The 18,668-nt window shown below is 70.8% G+C and carries 15 protein-coding genes; 9 read left to right on the top strand and 6 right to left on the bottom strand.

Annotated elements, in window-relative coordinates; all coding sequences use genetic code 11:
• Window positions 1-69: 69 nt before the first annotated feature.
• Window positions 70-234: a hypothetical protein gene (locus tag AB0F52_RS00310; RefSeq protein WP_360162906.1), complete on the bottom strand. Its 165-nt coding sequence runs from the start codon at window positions 232-234 to the stop codon at window positions 70-72.
• A gap of 198 nt (window positions 235-432) precedes the next feature.
• On the opposite strand from AB0F52_RS00310, the gene AB0F52_RS00305 reads away from it, so the two are divergent.
• Together AB0F52_RS00305 and AB0F52_RS00300 are read left to right on the top strand one after the other, a co-directional pair.
• A complete protein-coding gene (locus tag AB0F52_RS00305) occupies window positions 433-2,400 on the top strand; it encodes a thioredoxin domain-containing protein (protein WP_360162903.1) in 1,968 nt (655 codons plus the stop codon).
• A gap of 85 nt (window positions 2,401-2,485) precedes the next feature.
• Window positions 2,486-3,043, top strand: a complete 558-nt coding sequence (locus AB0F52_RS00300) for a hypothetical protein (RefSeq protein ID WP_360162900.1) — start codon at window positions 2,486-2,488, stop codon at window positions 3,041-3,043.
• 174 nt (window positions 3,044-3,217) lie between these two features.
• Here the strand turns inward: AB0F52_RS00300 and AB0F52_RS00295 are convergent, their stop codons facing one another.
• On the bottom strand, window positions 3,218-3,643 hold the full coding sequence (locus tag AB0F52_RS00295) for a hypothetical protein (protein ID WP_360162897.1): 426 nt from the start codon (window positions 3,641-3,643) through the stop codon (window positions 3,218-3,220).
• Window positions 3,644-3,647: 4 nt separating this feature from the next.
• On the bottom strand, window positions 3,648-4,610 hold the full coding sequence (locus tag AB0F52_RS00290; protein WP_360162894.1) for a DUF6745 domain-containing protein: 963 nt from the start codon (window positions 4,608-4,610) through the stop codon (window positions 3,648-3,650).
• Between the two features lie 237 nt (window positions 4,611-4,847).
• Here AB0F52_RS00290 and AB0F52_RS00285 point away from each other — a divergent pair, with 237 nt between their 5' ends.
• Both AB0F52_RS00285 and AB0F52_RS00280 read left to right on the top strand, forming a co-directional pair.
• Window positions 4,848-6,221 (top strand): glycosyl hydrolase family 28 protein, encoded by a 1,374-nt coding sequence (locus AB0F52_RS00285; protein WP_360162891.1) that lies wholly within the window; start codon window positions 4,848-4,850, stop codon window positions 6,219-6,221.
• An 80-nt stretch (window positions 6,222-6,301) separates the two neighbouring features.
• Window positions 6,302-8,191: an acyl-CoA dehydrogenase gene (locus AB0F52_RS00280; protein ID WP_360162888.1), complete on the top strand. Its 1,890-nt coding sequence runs from the start codon at window positions 6,302-6,304 to the stop codon at window positions 8,189-8,191.
• A gap of 76 nt (window positions 8,192-8,267) precedes the next feature.
• Here the strand turns inward: AB0F52_RS00280 and AB0F52_RS00275 are convergent, their stop codons facing one another.
• Entirely contained in the window at window positions 8,268-9,032 is a 765-nt protein-coding gene (locus tag AB0F52_RS00275) for a PRC and DUF2382 domain-containing protein (protein ID WP_360162885.1), read from the bottom strand.
• A 309-nt stretch (window positions 9,033-9,341) separates the two neighbouring features.
• On the opposite strand from AB0F52_RS00275, the gene AB0F52_RS00270 reads away from it, so the two are divergent.
• Together AB0F52_RS00270 and AB0F52_RS00265 are read left to right on the top strand one after the other, a co-directional pair.
• A complete protein-coding gene (locus AB0F52_RS00270; protein ID WP_103337039.1) occupies window positions 9,342-9,815 on the top strand; it encodes a carboxymuconolactone decarboxylase family protein in 474 nt (157 codons plus the stop codon).
• Window positions 9,816-10,010: 195 nt separating this feature from the next.
• Entirely contained in the window at window positions 10,011-10,364 is a 354-nt protein-coding gene (locus AB0F52_RS00265) for a hypothetical protein (protein ID WP_103337040.1), read from the top strand.
• A 335-nt stretch (window positions 10,365-10,699) separates the two neighbouring features.
• On the opposite strand, the gene AB0F52_RS00260 is transcribed toward AB0F52_RS00265, so the two are convergent.
• Window positions 10,700-11,374 (bottom strand): hemolysin III family protein, encoded by a 675-nt coding sequence (locus AB0F52_RS00260; RefSeq protein WP_360162880.1) that lies wholly within the window; start codon window positions 11,372-11,374, stop codon window positions 10,700-10,702.
• A gap of 80 nt (window positions 11,375-11,454) precedes the next feature.
• Here AB0F52_RS00260 and AB0F52_RS00255 point away from each other — a divergent pair, with 80 nt between their 5' ends.
• From AB0F52_RS00255 to AB0F52_RS00245, 3 genes are all read left to right on the top strand, one after another.
• The gene (locus AB0F52_RS00255) at window positions 11,455-12,231 is read left to right on the top strand and encodes an isoprenyl transferase (RefSeq protein ID WP_360162877.1); all 777 of its coding nucleotides are present in this window, start codon (window positions 11,455-11,457) and stop codon (window positions 12,229-12,231) included.
• A gap of 459 nt (window positions 12,232-12,690) precedes the next feature.
• Window positions 12,691-13,983, top strand: coding sequence for a PhoH family protein (locus tag AB0F52_RS00250; protein WP_013229808.1), 1,293 nt, complete (start codon window positions 12,691-12,693; stop codon window positions 13,981-13,983).
• Between the two features lie 123 nt (window positions 13,984-14,106).
• Window positions 14,107-17,190 (top strand): amidohydrolase family protein, encoded by a 3,084-nt coding sequence (locus AB0F52_RS00245; RefSeq protein WP_360162873.1) that lies wholly within the window; start codon window positions 14,107-14,109, stop codon window positions 17,188-17,190.
• Here the strand turns inward: AB0F52_RS00245 and AB0F52_RS00240 are convergent, their stop codons facing one another.
• Window positions 17,191-18,630 carry a GuaB1 family IMP dehydrogenase-related protein gene (locus tag AB0F52_RS00240; RefSeq protein ID WP_360162870.1) on the bottom strand — a complete coding sequence of 480 codons (1,440 nt, stop codon included), beginning with the start codon at window positions 18,628-18,630 and terminating at the stop codon, window positions 17,191-17,193.
• Between the last annotated feature and the right edge of the window lie 38 nt (window positions 18,631-18,668).

Genomic DNA, 18,668 nt, shown 5'->3' with positions numbered 1-18,668 from the left:
CCGTCTCCGGGGGGCGGCGGGGCCGGTGCCCCCCCGCCCGGTTTTCCCGGGTGCGCGGTCACCGGCCGGCTACTCGAGCGGGGTGCCACCCGAGTTGCGGTACTCGATCGTCTTGCCGATCAGGTTTCCGCCGTCGGTCTCGACGCCGGTCTGTTCCTGCTGCCCCGCGCCGAACAGGAGGGCGGCGACGTGGGCGTCCGCGACCTGGTCCAGGTGTGCGAGCCGGGCGGCCACGGCCGCCGGCGGGGGACGCCGGCGACGGCGTGGGTGGGCGAGGGGACATGTCGGTGCTCTCTTTCGGTCGCTGCCTCTGACGCCGACCGCGTCGCCGGAGGCCCCTGGGTTGCCGCCGGCCGCGGAAAGGTTGCCGCGGCCCGCGAGATTTCTCGCGGCCGCCGCGCGCCCGGTTTTCCCGGGTGCCACCCTGGACACATGAACCGCCTCGCCAGCGCGACCAGCCCGTACCTGCTCCAGCACGCGGACAACCCGGTCGACTGGTGGCCGTGGGGTCCCGAAGCGCTCGCCGAGGCGAAGCGGCGGAACGTGCCCATCCTGCTTTCGGTCGGTTACGCCGCTTGCCACTGGTGCCACGTCATGGCGCACGAGTCGTTCGAGGACGCCGGGACCTCGGCCCTGATGAACGCGAACTTCGTCAACATCAAGGTCGACCGCGAGGAGCGGCCCGACATCGACGCGGTGTACATGGCCGCCACCCAGGCGATGACCGGCCAGGGCGGCTGGCCGATGACCTGCTTCCTCACCCCGGACGGCGAGCCGTTCCACTGCGGTACCTACTACCCGCCGTCGCCGCGGCCGGGCATGCCGTCGTTCCGGCAGCTGCTCGCCGCCGTCGTCCAGTCGTGGCAGGAGCGGCCGGACGAGCTCTTGGACGGCGCCAAGCAGATCGTCGCGCACCTCGCCGAGCAGACCGGGCCGCTCAAGGCGTCCGTGGTGGACGAAGCGGTGCTCGCCGGCGCGGTCGGGAAGCTCCAGCAGGAGGCGGACGACGTCAACGGCGGGTTCGGCCGGGCCCCGAAGTTCCCGCCGTCGATGGTGCTGGAGTTCCTGCTGCGCCACCACGAACGCACGGGCTCCGCGGTGGCACTGTCTCTTGTGGACAAAACGGCCGAGGCGATGGCCCGCGGTGGCTTGTACGACCAGCTGGCCGGCGGCTTCGCGCGGTACTCCGTCGACGCCGAGTGGATCGTGCCGCACTTCGAGAAGATGTTGTACGACAACGCGTTGCTCCTGCGTTTTTACGCTCACCTCTGGCGGCGCACCGGCTCGGCGACGGCGTTGCGGGTCGCCACCGGAACGGCGGGGTTCCTCTTCGAGAGCTTGCGAACGCCCGAAGGCGGCTTCGCGTCTTCGCTGGACGCGGACACCGAAGGCGTCGAAGGCTCGACGTACGTCTGGACTCCTGCGCAGCTGCGTGAGGTGGTGGGCGACGACTCCGCCGCCGAGCTGTTCGGCGTCACCGAGGAAGGCACCTTCGAGGAGGGCGCCTCGACGTTGCGCCTGTTCGGCGAGCTGCCGGAGCCGATGCGCGTCAAGCTGCTGGAAGCGCGGGCGAAGCGGCCGCAGCCGGGCCGGGACGACAAGGTGATCGCGTCCTGGAACGGCTTGGCGATCACAGCGCTGGCCGAGGCGGGCGTCGCGCTGGATCGTCCACAGTGGATCGACTGGGCTCGTGAGGCGGCCGAGCTCCTGCTGCGGGTGCACGTCGTCGGCGGACGGCTGCGGCGCAGCTCGCGCGACGGCGTCGTCGGCGAATCCGCCGGCGTGCTGGAGGACTACGCCTGCGTCGCCGACGGGTTCCTGGCGCTACACCAGGCGACCGGCGAGGCGAAGTGGCTGACCGAAGCGACCCGGCTGCTCGACCTGGCGCTGGCGCACTTCGCGTCCCCGGACGTCCCCGGCGCGTACTTCGACACGGCCGACGACGCCGAGACGCTGGTCCAGCGCCCGGCCGATCCGGGCGACAACGCGAGCCCGTCGGGGGCATCCGCGCTGGCCGGAGCGCTGCTGACGGCGTCCGCGCTCGCGGGCCACGCCGACTCGGCCCGGTACCGGGAGGCGGCCGAGCGGGCGCTGAGCCGAGCCGGGGTGCTGGCCGGGCGAGTGCCGCGGTTCGCCGGGCACTGGCTGTCGGTGGCCGAAGCGCTGCAGGCCGGCCCGGTGCAGGTCGCGGTGGTGGGCTCGGACGCCGCGCTGCGGCTGGCGGCGGCCCGGGGCGTGCACGGCGGCGGCATCGTGCTGGCCGGTGCGCCGGACGCGCCGGGCGTCCCGTTGCTGGCCGACCGTCCCCTGGTCGACGGCGCCCCGGCGGCTTACGTGTGCCGGGGGTACGTCTGCGACCGTCCCGTCACGTCCGCCGAGGAGCTCACCGCCCAGCTCTGATTCGCCCTGGGTGAACGCTGTGTCTGTGGTCTTGTTTTCGGCGTAGCTTCGGTAGCGATGTAATCATGTAATCCGGAGGTACGACATGGGACGCGGATGGCGCGGAGGCCGGGGCTGGCAGCAAGGCGAGGTCCCGCCGGCGGATGACGCGGCGGCCTGGTTCGGCGGCCGCCTGCCCGACGGCTGGTTCACGGGCGCACCGGAGGTCACGGTCGACCGCGAAGAGATCATCGTGGTCGGCGAGCTCCCGGCGCTGACGGAGGAGCACGCGGACGACGCCGCCCGCGCGGCGGCCGAAGAGGGCCGGATCAGCAGGTACCGCGAGGAGACGCGCGACGAGCGCATCGAGATCGCCCGCCAGGCGGAGCACCGCTACCAGCGCAAGGTGGCGTGGGGCGCCCGCTTGGGTGGCACGACGGCCCTGTTCACGACGCATTCGGCACCGGTGATGACGCGCTTGCGCCAGCCGGAACGCCTGGTGCTGGACACGCTGGTGGACGCGGGCGTGGCCCGGTCGCGTTCGGACGCGCTGGCGTGGGCGGTGCGGTTGGTCGGCCAGCACGCGGACAGCTGGCTCGGCGAGTTGAGGGAAGCGATGACCAAGGTCGACGACCTGCGCACGAAGGGGCCCGACCTGGGCTGACCACTCCCAGGGGCTGCGGCGCCGTGAATGACTCATTCCTGACCACCGACGCCAGGAATGAGTCATTCACTGCGTCCCCGGCCTCCGGCGGTCACGCGGCAGCTGCCGCCTCGCCCCACCTCGAGCCGCGCGGTGCTGCCCCCTCGGCGGCACCCCGCGGCCCGGGCGCACCACTCAGTCCGCGACCAGCACCGGCTTCCGGAACCCCGCTCCCATCTCCCGCTGCCGCCGGACGAACCAGGCCCCGGGCGCGATCCCGGTTGCCCCGTGCTCCGGATGGATCAACCACGCCGGTGCCGTGTTCTCGAAGGCCGCGATCGCCAGCCGTTCGGGATCGGGCAGCCAGCCGATCCGGCACGTCCCGCGGTCCGCGACCAGCGTGTGCGGGTTGTTGCCCGCTTCGCCGCGAACGAGCTCGCGCCCTTCCGCGGGCAGCTCCCACCACCCGCCCCGCCACGGCACGGAGCCCAGCAACCCCAGCGGCAGCACGATCAGGTCACCCTGGGCCTGGAGCCCGTCGATCACCGGGACGGTGACCTGGCGGTCCAGGTGGTCGAGGACGTCGAGTCCGGTCCGGTCGAGCAGTTCGGCAAGAAACATGCGATCACCTCAGGGAAGTCAGGTCCGGCGCTGCAGGCGCGCGTACTGGGCTCCGGTGAGCCCGTACGACCAGCCGGCCGCGTCGAGGGGATGGTCGAATTCGGCGGGCACGCAGCCCGTAGCGACGGCGGGTGCCGTCGCGCTCCACCGAGCCGTTCACCGCCATGAGCAGCCGCGAAGGCGCGTGCCACTTCTGCGGTGGCAGGTCGTAGAGCCGCAGTTCGCAGCCGGGGTTGCCGGGATCGGGCGCCCGGCTCAGGATCCGCAGCCCGGCCTGCTCGATGTAGGCCGCCCAGCCGAGGTGTTCGACGGCGCAGCGGCGCACCTCGACGTTGAACTCGCGGTTGATCCGCTCCGCGGTGGGGTCTTCGATCACCCAGGACGGCACCCGCGTGCCGTGCCAGGCGTGCACGCCCCAGCCGTCGGGGTAGACCACCGCGGGCCCGGCCGCGCTGTGGAGCCGGCCCTCGTCGTCAAGACGGATCACCAGCGGCCGTTCCGCGATGACGCAGACGCCGTCGCGCGGCCACCACCAGCCGCATGAGCGCACCAGGGTCGCCCACAGCTCCAGCTCCGGGTCACCCGAGTCCGGTGTCACCCAGTAGGCGTCCTGCTGCCCGTACCAGTGCAGGCCCAGCGAACGCGGAATGGCGGCCCGGATCAGGCCCGCGACGGATTCCTTGACGCTCTGCCGCGCCTCCAGCGAGACGTCGCCCCACCGGCGTCGCAGCGCGGCCGCCCGCGTCGCCAGCCGCGCGGCGACCGGTTCGACGGACACGGATGGCGGCACGACCGCGTTCGGGGAAAGCACCCAGACGAACTCCGGCGGTGGTTCGCCGAGCAGCGCGTAGAGCCGGGTGATGGCGTCTTCGGCCGCGGGCCGATCAGCGGAATACGTGCAGAAGGCGTGGTTGAGCCACTGGGAAATATCGGAATCTCGGCGGTCCGGCCGCCGCAGGGCGCTCAAAGCGCGAGGGCGCGCACGCCCTTTCGAATCGACATGCTGCGATCATGACAGCCTTTTCGCCGATCGCGCAAGCGGCTTCTCGGGGGTTCCGGGTGGCGGAGCCCCCGGCTCGGGGCGAAGCCCCGGATGTCACAGCCTGGACCTGGAGGCACTCGCGCGCCTAGAGTTTCGTCGTGCCCGCGGTCCGTGCCGCGGTTCCGCCGTCGCACCAGGACTTTCTGCGTGAAGGACGTGTCCATGGACGGCAGGTTCACCCGACGGCAGCTGATCAAGGGCGGGCTCGCGGTGGCGGCGGTGCCGCTGCTCCCGGCCGTCGCCTCGGCGGCGCCCCGCATCGACGTTCCCGCGCTCCCGTGGCCGGCGGCGAACGACATCGTCGCGAACACGACGATTCCCGCGTTCCCGGACCGGAGTTTCCCGATCACCGGTTACGGCGCGAAGAACGATGGCAAGACCGACAACACCGCGGCCATCGCGAAGGCGATCGAGGCGTGCGCCGCGGCCGGCGGCGGCCACGTGATCGTGCCGGGCGGCGGCAGTTTCCTGACCGGCGCCATCCGGCTCAAGAGCAACGTCGACCTGCACCTGGAATCCGGCTCGGTGCTCAAGTTCAGCGGCGACGCGGCGAAGTTCCCGAACGTCCTGACGCGTTACGAAGGCATCGAGTGCGTCAACCACTCGCCGATGATCTACGCCTACCAGGAAAAGAACATCGGCCTCACCGGCAGCGGCACCCTCGACGCGGCGGCCACGTCGTCGTGGAACAGGGGCAGCGACCGGGCCTACCTGGAATCCTTGGTGGCCAAGGGAACCGCGCCGGAGAAGCGGGTGGTGCCGGGCTCGGGGCACACCATGCGATCGGCGTTCGTCGAGCCGTACGCCTGCGAGAACGTGCTGATCCAGGGCGTCACGCTGAAGAACTCCATGTTCTGGCAGCTGCACCCGACGCTGTGCCGCAACGTCACGGTCGACGGCGTCAGCACCGACCCCAGCACCGCGCACAGCAACACCGACGGCTGCGACCCGGAGTCGTGCGACCACGTCGTCATCGCCAACTGCACCCTCGGCGCGCACGACGACAACATCGCCATCAAGTCCGGCCGCGACGCCGACGGGCGGCGGGTGAACGTCCCGTGCCAGAACCTCGTCGTGGTGAACTGCGTGATGAACGGCAACTGGGGCGCGATCACCTGCGGCAGCGAGCAGACCGGCGGGATCCGCAACGTCTACGCGTACAAGCTCACCGTGAAGGGTGACACGAAGTTCGCGCTGTACGTGAAGTCCAACACGCTGCGTGGCGGGTTCTCCGAGAACATCAACCTCGACAGTGTTTCCGGCACCTTCGCGCGGAACTTCGTGTACGTGACGTCCACGTACAACAGCCAGACCGGCAGCTCGGTCCCGTCGTTCGGGCCGTTCACGATCAGCAACTGCTCGAGCACGAAGATCGCGGGCAAGACGTTCGACGTCAGCGGGCTTTCGAACGCCCACGTGCACGGGTTCGCCGTGGCGAACTCCACGTTTAAGGGCGTGGCCGACACGTCGAACACGCTGAAGTACGTGGACAACGCCCGGTTCACGAACGTGACGGTCAACGGCAAGCCGATCTGAACCTGCGGGATCGGCGGCGCTGCGGCAGGCTTACTACCAACGAGTAGGAAGCCTGCCGTTCGTCCTTTCCGGAGGTAGCCGTGGACGTCCCCGAAGTGCCCTCGAAGGTGGAGCCGGACGCACTGACCGCCGTCCTGGACGGTCGCTGGGCCGAGCTGCGCCGCGGGGTGCGGGCGCAGATGGCCGGTGCGGAGTTCCGGGACCCGGTCGACCTCGGCATCGAGGCGCACCGCGCCCAGGTGCTCGACCAGCTGCGTGCGCTCGCCGAGACCGACCGGCCCGGCCTGGGCTTCGACCCGGCGTACGGCGGCGGTGGCGACGTCGGCGGCTCGGTGACGTCGTTCGAGATGCTCGGCTACGGCGACCTGTCGCTGATGGTGAAGGCCGGCGTCCAATGGGGCCTGTTCGGCGGCGCCGTCCAGCTGCTCGGCACCGAGCGGCACCACGAGCGGTACCTGCGCGGGATCATGGACCTCGACGTGCTGGGCTGCTTCGCGATGACCGAGCACGGGCACGGGTCCGACGTCCAGCACCTGCGCACCACGGCGACCTTCGCCGACGGCGGGTTCGTCATCAAGACACCGGATGCGATGGCCCGCAAGGAATACATCGGCAACGCGGCCCGCGACGGCCGGCTGGCGGTGGTCTTCGCGCAGCTGGTGACCGGCGGCGAATCGCGCGGCGTGCACGCGTTCCTGGTGCCGATCCGCGACGACGACGGCAAGCCGATGCCCGGAGTGTCCATCGAGGACTGCGGGCCGAAGGCGGGCCTGAACGGTGTCGACAACGGACGGTTGGCGTTCGACGACGTGCGGGTGCCGCGCGAAGCCCTGCTGAACCGCTTCGGTGACGTCGCCGAAGACGGGACGTACTCGAGCCCGATCGAGAGCGACAGCCGCCGGTTCTTCACGATGCTGGGCACGCTGATCCGCGGCCGGGTGAGCGTCGCGGGCAGCGCGGGCAGCGCCACGAAACGCGCCCTGACGCTGGCGATCCGCTACGGCGAGTTCCGCCGCCAGTTCGCGAAGCCGGACGGCGACGAGGTCGTCGTCCTGGACTACCTGGCCCACCAGCGGAAACTCCTGCCGGCGCTGGCGAAGACCTACGCGCTGCACTTCGCGCAGGAAGAGCTGGTCTCGAAGCTGCACGACATCGATGCGTCGGCGCCCGAAGAGGACCAGCGCGAGCTGGAGTCGCGCGCCGCCGGGCTGAAGGCGCTCGGGACGTGGCACGCGACGTCGGCGATCCAGGCCGCGCGCGAGGCGTGCGGCGGCGCGGGCTACCTGGCGGAGAACGTGCTGCCCGGACTGAAGGCCGACACCGACGTCTTCACGACGTTCGAAGGCGACAACACGGTGCTGCTGCAGCTGGTCGCGAAGGGCCTGCTGACCAGCTACAAGCAGGATTTCGAGGACCTTTCGCCGCTGGCGACGGCCCGGTTCTTCACCGACCAGGTGGTCAACACGCTCTTGGAGCGGACGTCGGTGCGCAAGGCGCTCGAGTCGCTCACCGAAGGGTCCGACTCCGAGGTGTTCTTCCGCCGTGAGTGGCAGCTGCGGCTGTTCGAGGACCGGGAGGACCACGTCGTCGAAGGGGTGGCGAAGCGCCTGCGCAAGGCGGCGGCCGACCCGTTCGGCGTGTTCAACTCGGCGCAGGACCACGTGCTGCGCGCGGGCCGCGTCCACGTCGAACGGCTGGTGCTGGAGGCGTTCACGGCGGCCATCGAGCGCTGCGAGGATCCGGACGCCCGCACGCTGCTCGAGCGCGTCTGCGACCTGTACGCGTTGTCGGCGGTCGAAGAGGACCTGGCTTGGTTCCTGGGCCACGGCCGCCTGACGGCGGCGCGCGCGAAGGCCGTCACGTCGGCGGTGAACCGGCTGTGCTCGGAGCTGCGCCCGCACGCGCGCACGCTGGTGGACGCGTTCGCGATCCCGGAGCAGTTCCTCGCGGCGCCGATGCTCACGTCCTGACCGCGCAGCCGCGGTGGAGCCCGGACGGGTGGCCGGTATCGGGGACCGGCCACCCGCCCGGGAGCCTTCAGTGCCGTCAGGAGCGGCGGGGCTTCCGGTCGTCGTCGGTGACCTCGAACTGCTCCTTGCGGACCTTGCCGGACACGGTCTGCTCGTCGCTGACCGTCTCGGTCCGCAGGCGGGCCCGCTCGACCGGCACGGTTTCCTTGCGCACCACGGGTTTCTCGGCGTGCAGGATGACATCCTGCTCGGCCTCGCCGATCTCCGCCGCCCGGCCGTCGCCGCGCGTGATCGGCTCGCGTTCGACGCGCACCTCTTCGTGCCGGACCGGCACGGTGACGTGCTGCTCTTCGGTGACGACGTACTTGCGCAGCCGCACGTGCCCGGTCTCGACCTGCTCGGTCCCGACGTTCAGCCGCTCCTCGGAGCGCGTCATGGCGGCGCGGTCGTCGCGCTTCCCGCGTCCGCCCATGGCGGCCGGGCTCCGGTCCGTCCGCCCGTCCGTCCGCCCGTCCGGCGAGGTGCGCGGCACCGGCAGGCCGTAGTGCTGGTAGAGCTGCGTGCTCTCTTCCGGCGAAAGGTGCCCGTCGGCGTCGATGCGGGGCGCCTCGGAGACGCTGTCCTTGTCGACCTGGACGTGGATGCCGTCCTTGTCCGTGCGGGCGCCGGAGAGCGGGACGAAGCTTTCCTTGGTGCCGAAGAGGCCGGTCTTGACGGTGATCCACTCGGGCTGGTGCGTCGCGTCGGCGAGGTAGACGTTGCCGACCTTCCCGATCTTGTTGCCGTCGGGGTCGACCACGGCGCTGTCGATGAGTTCTTGGGGCTGCATGGTCCTGGCCATCGCGGTCGTGCTCCTTCGACGTTGGGTCCGTTGTCTGAGATCCACGGTCGGCCGCACCGGTGCGCACGGCAACCGTCGTGGTGGTCCCGTGGGGGACCCCTGATCGTGATCGTTTGAAGCGTCTCCCGCGGGCCAAGTGGGGTCGGTCCCGCAGGTCGGGCGCGGTGCCGCCGGCGCGACCGGCCGCCCTGGCGCGCACGCGAAGGTGTGGACCTGAAGTTCGCGTGACCGGCGTCACTCGCGGCGTTGTCACAACGGTGGCGTCCGGGTCGTCAGAGGGGTGAAGCAGACGAGGAAAGGGGAACGGCCATGGAAGCGCGGCTCAACATGTTCGAGAACGAGGTCACCGGCAAGTTCGTCAAGCGCCTGATCGCGGCGTCGCGCCCGGTCGAAGAGTCGTCGCTGCCGAAGGCGACGCAGGAGCTGGTGAAGATCCGCGCGAGCCAGATCAACGGCTGCGGGATGTGCCTCGACATGCACACGAAGGACGCGGCGGCGGGCGGCGAGACGGCGGTCCGCCTGGCCATGGTGGCGGCGTGGCGCGAAGCGGTGGTGTTCACCGAGGCGGAGCGCGCGGCGCTGGCGCTGACGGAGGAGGGCACCCGCCTGGCGGACACGCACACCGGCGTCAGCGACGAGACGTGGGCGGCGGTGCGGAAGCACTTCGACGAGGAGCAGATCGGGGCCCTGATCGCGCTGGTGGCGACGATCAACGCGTGGAACCGGCTCAACGTGATCGTCCGCAACCCGGCGGGGGAGTACCAGCCGGGGATGTTCGGCTGAGGGTGCGTTCACCTGCCGTGGGGCGCGGGACCAGCTTCGATGGTGACAACCTCACGGCGGTGGAACCCCTCACCGTGGCACAGTGGACCGAATCCCGCCCGGCGCAAGCTGGTTGATTGCCGGTACGGGTGACGTTGTCCAAACCATCAGGTGATGTCGATAAAGGACGACCGGATATTGCCCGATGATTTTATCATGATGAAAAAGACGCTCTTCGCAGCCGCAGTCATCGGTGGCGCCATGCTCGCTGTCGCCGCGCCGGCATCCGCCGGTGAGGGCGGCGGGCACCACCCGGGCGGCGGCATCAGCATCGGCGACAACCTCTGCGCGGCCCCGTGGCAGTGGAACGGTCCCCTCGAGCTGCTGCACGCGGGCCACGCCCCGTCGTACGCGGCCTGCAACAACAACTCCACCGGCGGCGGTCACGGTGGCATCAGCATCCTCGACAACGCGTGCCTGCTGCCCTGGCAGTGGAACGGCCCGCTCGAGCTGCTGACGGTCGACCACAACCCGTCGTACGTCGCCTGCAACGGCAACTCGGCCGGCTGACCGAAAGGAAGAGCCGCCGGCTGGTTGATTGAGTGTGCACCAACCATCCGGGGCTCAATTACAAGAAAAAAGCGCGGCCATTCACTCGATGACGAGTGAATGGCCGCGCTTTTGTTTTTGCTCGAGCCGGCGAAATGCGATTCTGCCAGCGGGCCGGGCGGCCTGGCGGACCCAGCCGCACCCCACCCTGCATCCCGATCCGAAGCCCGAACGCGGCCGGTGGCACCGGGTCAAGACACGCTTTCCCGTCTTGACGCGGTGCCACCGGCCGTCGTCACAATCAGGCTTCGGGATGCAGGTCCTACGACGGTGCGACGAAGATCTGCAGACGCGTCCTAGGCGTACATGGCCAGCCAGATCGCGATGTAGTGCGACACGGCAGCCAGCACAGTGCAGGCATGGAAGAACTCGTGGTACCCAAAGGTCTCAGGCCAGTGGTTCGGCCACTTCACGGCATAGAACACCGCACCAAGCGTGTAGAACAACCCACCCACGCACAGCAGCACGAGCGCACCGACCCCGGCGTGCGTAGCCAGCTCCGGGAACACGAACACCGCAACCCAGCCAAGCGCGATGTAGATCGGCACCCCAAGCCACCGCGGCGCGTTCGGCCACAGCATCTTCAGCGCCACACCGGCGATCGCCCCGCCCCAGACGATCGACAGGATCACGTACCCGGTCGGCTTGGACATCGCCAGCAGCGTGAACGGCGTGTACGTCCCCGCGATGAACAGGAAGATCATCGAGTGGTCCGCGCGCTTCATCCACTTGTACGCGCGGGGGCTCCAGAACCGGCGGTGGTACAGCGCGCTCACGCCGAACAGGCCGAGGACAGTCAGGCCGTAGACCGACGTCGCCAACGTGGCGACCGGGGACACTGTGGACGCCGCCAGGGTGATGAGCGCGGCCGCCGCGACCAGCGCGCCGAAGAACGTCCAGAAGTGGATGTGTCCGCGCAGCCGGGGGCGGAGGTCCACTACGGGCTCGGGTGGTTCCGTCTTCAGGCTCACACATCCAGGTTACGACAGCGTAGGTTCTCCCGCGGTGCTCAAGTCACACGCCTCACACCGGGTGCGTAGGCTGACTCGACGTGAGTGTTCGCTCCTTCTTGTCCGACGTCGTGTACAGCGCCTACGGCAGGCGCCTCATCCAGCAGGCCGCCGGGCGGCATCCCCGGCACATCGCCATCATGCTCGACGGCAACCGCCGATGGGCCCGTGAAGCGGGCTTCACGGACGTTTCGGACGGCCACCGCGCCGGGGCCAAGAAGATCGCGGACTTCCTGAGCTGGTGCCAGGAGGCCGACGTCGAGGTCGTCACCATGTGGCTGCTGTCCACCGACAACCTCAACCGCGACCCGGACGAGCTCACGCCGCTGCTGAAGATCATCACCGACGTCACCGACGAGCTCGCCGCCCCCGGCACGGCGTGGCGGCTGCGGATCGTCGGCGCGCTCGACCTGCTGCCCGCCGAGGTCGCCAAGCGCCTCAGCGAAGCCGCCGCCCGGAGCGAAGGGCGCAGCGGGATGGAGGTCAACATCGCGGTCGGCTACGGCGGGCGCCAGGAAATCGCGGACGCCGTGCGCAAGCTGCTGCGGCAGCACGCCGACGAGGGAACGTCCATTCACGAGCTGGCGAAGATCCTCGACGTCGACCACATCTCCGAGCACCTCTACACGTCGGGCCAGCCGGACCCGGACCTCATCATCCGCACGTCGGGCGAGCAACGGCTCTCCGGCTTCCTGCTGTGGCAGTCCGCGCACTCGGAGTTCTGGTTCACCGAGGCGTACTGGCCCGCCTTCCGCCGGGTCGACTTCCTGCGTGCCATCCGCGACTACGCCTGGCGGCACCGCCGGTTCGGCTCCTAGACACCGGAAAAACCGCTGGTCAACGGCCCTGAAAGACACTCAGGGTTGATTTCGGACGACCGACGGTGAGGTGACGATCTGGCGAATCACCGTGTTGGCTCCCTGCGCGACGCCGGATTCGTGGGTACCTTCCGAGGTGAGGGCGCGCGTTCCGTGCGGGTCCTCGCGGGAGGCCCTGGTCGTGGCGGTGATCGAGGGGGCGGCACAGCCGCCCACGAGACGCTCGAGGGGGCCGGCACCCGGCCCTCGTGGCCGCACCACCTGACCCACCGGTCAGGAGGAGTGGTCCAGCCAGGGAGGTGCCCGGCCCAGCGAGTGCGGGCGTGAGGTGCACACGCCCTCGAGGGAGATGCCGTCGTGACTGCGCAGCGTTTGCCCCGTAAGGCCTCTGGCCACTCTTCGACCGGTGCCGTTCCTGGCCCGGAGAAAGCCTCGACCTCGCCCGAATTCCAGCAGCACATGTACGTGCTCGACACGTCGGTCCTCCTTTCGGACCCGTGGGCGGTCACTCGGTTCGCCGAGCACGCTGTCGTGCTTCCGCTGGTCGTCATCAGTGAACTGGAGGCGAAGCGCCACCACCCGGAGCTCGGCTGGTTCGCCCGGGAATCCCTGCGCATGCTCGACGACCTGCGCCGGCAGTACGGCAGGCTCGACGCGCCGCTCCCCATCGGGGACCACGGCGGCACGCTGCAGGTGGAGCTGAACCACTCGGACCCGTCGGTGCTCCCGTCCGGGTTCCGGACCGACTCCAACGACCACCGCATCCTCGCCTGCGCGCTGAACCTGGCGGCGGAGAACGCGGCGGTCACGCTGGTGACCAAGGACATCCCACTGCGGGTCAAGGCCGGGGCCGTCGGTCTCGAGGCGGACGAGTACCGCGCGCAGGAAGTGACGCCGTCCGGCTGGACCGGCATGGCGGACGTCGACGTCGAGCAGGACGTGCTGGACACGTTGTTCGGCGGCAGCACCGTCGATCCGGTCGAATACGGCATGGACGAGCTCGCCGAGCTGCCCTGCCACACCGGGCTGCGGCTGCTCGCGGGCAGCTCCAGCGCGCTCGGGCGGATCACGGCGGACAAGCGCATCCGGCTGGTCCGGGGCGATCGCGAGGCGTTCGGCCTGCACGGCCGCAGCGCCGAGCAGCGCGTCGCGCTCGACCTGCTGCTCGACTCCGACGTCGGGATCGTCTCGCTGGGCGGCCGGGCCGGCACCGGCAAGTCGGCGCTCGCCCTCTGCGCCGGCCTCGAGGCGGTGATGGAACGCCGTCAGCACCGCAAGGTCGTGGTGTTCCGGCCGGTCTACGCGGTCGGCGGCCAGGACCTCGGCTACCTGCCCGGGTCCGAGAGCGAGAAGATGCAGCCGTGGGCGCAGGCGGTGTTCGACACCCTCGGCGCGCTGGTCAGCCAGGACGTCCTCGACGAGGTCTTCGACCGCGGCATGCTCGAGGTGCTCCCGCTGACCCACATCCGCGGCCGGTCGCTGCACGACACGTTCGTGATCGTGGACGAGGCGCAGTCGCTGGAGCGCAACGTCCTGCTCACGGTGCTTTCGCGGCTCGGCACGGCGTCTCGGGTGGTGCTCACGCACGACGTCGCCCAGCGGGACAACCTGCGTGTCGGACGGCACGACGGCGTCTCGGCGGTGATCGAGAAGCTCAAGGGCCACCCGCTGTTCGCGCACGTCACGCTGACGCGCTCGGAGCGGTCGCCGATCGCGGCCCTGGTCACCGAGATGCTGGAGGACCACGGCTGACGGACCCCGGGGGCGGCGCGAGCGCGCCGCCCCCGGCAACCGTTTCCGCGGGTGCCGGACATCCGGTGAAAAACCCGCTCGGCCGCTGGACGGCCGATCCGGCGGGTGGGCATAGTTGGCCGTATGGCGCCAGAAGGCCTCTCCCGTCGTGAACTTCTCGTCCGAGGTGGCGCAGCCGCCGCCGCACTGGCCGTGGCCGGGGCGGGGGTCGCCGAGGCCGAACCGGACAGCCTGCCGGATGGCGGGCGGGACGGTGTGGTGCTGCGGGAGGGCACGAACATGTCCGCCGCGCTGTCACCGGACGGCCGGTGGATCGCGGTCGACCTGGTCACCGGGATCTGGGTGCTGCCCGCCGGCGGCGGTCGCGCCCGGCGGCTCACCGACGACCTCCAGGACGCCACGCTCCCCAGCTGGTCGCCGGACGGCCGCCGGCTCGCGTTCCAGTCCTACCGCGACGGCAACTTCCACCTGTACGTCATCGACGTCGCCGGCGGTGCGCCCCGCAAGCTCACCAGCGGGCGGTTCGACCACCGGGAACCCGTGTTCTCGCCGGACGGCACCAAGATCGCCTTCAGCAGCGACCGGGACGGCAGCTACGGCATCCACCTGCTGGACGTCGCTTCCGGAGTGATCAGCACGGTGGTGTCCACCCCGGACGAAGAGGCGTCGCCGCGGTGGTCGGCCGACGGCACGAAGATCGTCTTCACGGTGAACGACGCCGCCATCGACGTCGTCACCGTGGCCACCGGTGCCCGCACGCGCCTGGTCACCGCGACCGGCACCGACAAGTTCTACGGCCCCGCGTTCGGTCCCGGCGGCCGGCCCAGCTACCTGCGGCTGCGGGGCGCCGAAGCGGACCTCATGCTCGGCGACGAGCAGCTGACCAAGGGCGAGGACGTCTTCGGCTTCGCCGCGAACTGGTCCGGGTCCGCCGTGCTCTACACCGCCGACGGGCACCTCCGGCGGCGCGAACAGTCCGGCGCCGTCAAGGACATCCCGTTCGAAGCAAGCGTGTCCACGGCACCGCGCGACTACCGGAGGCGGGTTCGTGACCTGGAGTCGGCCGCGCCGAAGCCCGTCCGGGGCATCGCCGGTCCGGTGGTCTCCCGGGACGGCAAGCGGATCGCGTTCCGGGCCCTCAACGCGATCTACGTCGTCGCGGCCGGCGGTGGCCGGCCGCAGCGGCTGATCGACGACGGCTACTTCAACTCCGACCCGGACTTCCACCCGGACGGGACGAAGCTGCTCTACACGAGCGACCGGCTCGGCACCGCCGACCTGTGGCTGCGTGACTTCGGCACCGGCAAGGACACCGTGCTCACCCAGCTGGCGGGCGCCCAGGTCGCGCCGCGGTGGTCGCCGGACGGTGGCCGGGTGGCCTACGCCGACCAGGACGGCGCCACGTGGATCTACGACGTGACCACGGCCCAGGCCCAGCAGGTGACGCCGCCGCTGTTCATGCCGGGCCGCCCCACCTGGTCGCCCGACGGGTCGGTCGTCGCGCTGGCCGCGGTCAAGCCGTACTCGAAGCGCTACCGCGAAGGCACGAGCCAGATCCTCACGGTCGACCTGAAGACCCAGGAGCTCCGCTACGCCGAGCCGATGCCGTTCCGTTCGCTCGCCACCCGCGGCGACGACGGTCCACTGTGGTCACCCGACGGCCGGTACTTCGCGTTCACGGTCGAGAGCGTCGCCTGGATCGCCCCGGTCGACGGCACCGGACGGCTGATCGGTGCGCCGAGGCAGGTCACCCACGACGTCACCGACTCCCTGGCCTGGCAGGGGAACGACACGCTCGTTTACCTGTCGAAGGGGCAGCTCAAGGCCCAGAAGATCACCGGCGGCGAGCCGCGCACGATCCGGCTCGACTTCACCTGGGCCCGGCCGCGCCCACCGCACCCGACCGTCATCCACGTCGGCGCGGCGTGGGACGGCGTCGCCCGGACGCTGCGGCGCGACGTCGACATCGTCGTCGCCGGTGGCCGGATCGCCGACGTCCGGCCGCACCGGGACGCACCGGGGACCGTCGACGCGCACGACCTGACCGCCATGCCCGGCCTCGTCGACATCCACAACCACTGGCACCTGCGCGGCCGGCAGTGGGGTGACCGGCAGGGCCGGCTGTGGCTGTCCTACGGCATCACCACGACCCGCTCGCCCGGCGACCCGGTGTACCAGATGCTGGAGACGCGCGAGGCGCTGGAATCCGGAAACCGCGTCGGGCCAAGGTACTTCGGCACGGGTGAAGCCATCGACGGCTCCCGGATCTACTACAACTTCATGCGGCCGACCCTTTCGCCCGAGCAGCTGAACCTGGAGCTGTCCCGCGCGGTCGAGCTCGAGTACGACATGATCAAGACGTACGTCCGGCTGCCTGTGGCGCCCCAGCAGGCCGTGGTCCGGGCCGCGCACCGGGCGGGCATCCCGCTGTCGTCGCACTACCTGTACCCGGCGGCGAACATCGGCATGGACGCGATGGAGCACACCGGTGCCACCAACCGGCTCGGGTACTCGCACACCGTCAGCCGGATCGGCCGGGCGTACCAGGACGCCGTCGCCTTGTTCACGCGCTCGGGGATGTCACTCACGCCGACGTTGTTCACCTCCAGGGCGCTGTACGCGGACGACAAGTCGCTCGTGACCGACGAGCGCACCGAGGTCCTGTTCCCGCCGTGGGAATACCAGCAGCTCAAGACCACGGCGGACACCGCGGGCAACCCGGAGAACGCCTACCTCCGCCAGGTCCTCGCCGGCAACGTCGACATGGTGCTGCGGATCCACCGCGCGGGCGGGTTCGTGGTCACCGGCACGGACTCCCCGTTGGACAACGTGGCCGTCTCGACCCACCAGAACCTGCGGGCCATGGTCGCGTTCGGGTTCACGCCGTACGAGGCGCTCACCACCGCCACCCGCAACCCGGCGCGGTGGCTGGGACTCGAGGACCGGATCGGTGTGCTCAAGCCGGGTGCGTACGCCGATCTGTCGCTCGTCAGCGGCAACCCGTTGCAGGACATCAAGGCGGCCGCGAACGTCCGCAGCGTGCTGGTCGGCGGGGTGCTGCACACGGTCGGCGAGTTGCTCGCGCCCTACCGGAGCCAGCCGGGGCAGCGGGCGGCCACCGAGGTGGCGCCCGCGGCCCGGTCGGCGGAGAAGCAGCACTGGTGGCACGTTCCGGAGTGGTCGGAACACGTCTGCTGCGCTGGCTGACTACCAGCCTGCGGGAAGGGGACGGCCTTCGGCGAACCCGGCCGCCGACTGGACGCCCAGCAGCGCGCGCTCGTGGAACTCCTCGAGCGTCCGCGCACCCGCGTAGGTGCACGAGGACCGGACACCGGAGCCGATCGAGTCCAGCAGGTCCTCGACACCCGGGCGCTGCGGGTCGAGGGACATCCGCGACGACGAGATGCCCTCTTCGAACAGCGCCTTGCGCGCGCGGTCGAACGAGTTGTCCGTCCGCGTCCGCGCGCCGACCGCGCGCTTCGACGCCATGCCGAACGACTCCTTGTAGGGCCGCCCCTGCTCGTCGAACCGCAGGTCGCCGGGCGATTCGTAGGTGCCGGCGAACCACGAGCCGACCATCGCCGCGGACGCGCCGGCGGCCAGCGCCAGTGCGACGTCACGCGGGTGGCGGACCCCGCCGTCGGCCCAGACGTGCTTGCCCAGCTCGCGTGCGGCGGCCGCGCAGTCGGCGACCGCGGAGAACTGCGGGCGGCCGACGCCGGTCATCATCCGGGTGGTGCACATCGCGCCCGGCCCGACACCGACCTTGACGACGTCGGCGCCGGCCTGGATCAGGTCGCGCGTGCCGTCGGCCGTGACCACGTTCCCGGCGACCACCGGGACCTGCGGCGACACCGACCGGACGGCCTTGAGCGCGGCGATCATCTTCTCCTGGTGCCCGTGCGCGGTGTCGACGACCAGCACGTCGACGCCTGAGCCGAGCACGGCTTCGGCCTTCGCGGCGACATCGCCGTTGACGCCGACCGCGGCGGCGACACGCAGCTTGCCCGCGTCGTCGACGGCCGGGGTGTAGATGTCCGCGCGCAGCGACCCGACGGCGGTCAGCACGCCCGCGAGCCGGCCGTCGGCGTCGAGGCCCAGCGCCAGGTTCGCGCCGTGGCTGTGCAGGAGTTCGAAGACCTCCCGCGCCGGGGTGGTCAGCGGGACCGCGACGGCCGGGGGCTGCGCGACGTCGGCGAGCCGGGCGAAGCGGTCGACGCCCGCGCAGGCCGCTTCGTCGACGATGCCGACCGGGCGGCCTTCGCCGTCCACGACGACGACAGCGCCGTGCGCCCGCTTGTGGACCAGGTTGAGGGCGTCGGCGACGGCGTCGCCGCCGGTGAGCACCAGTGGCGTGTCCCACACGGTGTGGCGGCTCTTCACCCAGCCGACGATCTCGGCGACGGCGTGGCTGTCCACGTCCTGGGGGAGCACGACCAGCCCGCCGCGGCGGGCGACGGTCTCGGCCATCCGGCGGCCGGCGACCGCGGTCATGTTCGCGACCACGATCGGGATCGTCGCGCCGGTGCCGTCCGCGGTGGAGAGGTCGACGTCGAAGCGGGACTCCACGTCCGAACGGTTCGGCAGCAGGAACACGTCGTCGTAGGTCAGGTCGTGGGCAGGCCGGTGGCCGTCGAGGAAACGCACGAGTCCCCAGACTACCTGCCGGGCCCGTGGCAAGATCT

It is taken from the genome of Amycolatopsis sp. NPDC024027, assembly GCF_040638975.1.
Classification (GTDB): domain Bacteria; phylum Actinomycetota; class Actinomycetes; order Mycobacteriales; family Pseudonocardiaceae; genus Amycolatopsis.
The sequence above is the reverse complement of the archived record's forward strand: the minus strand, read 5'-3'. Positions and strand labels throughout refer to the sequence as shown.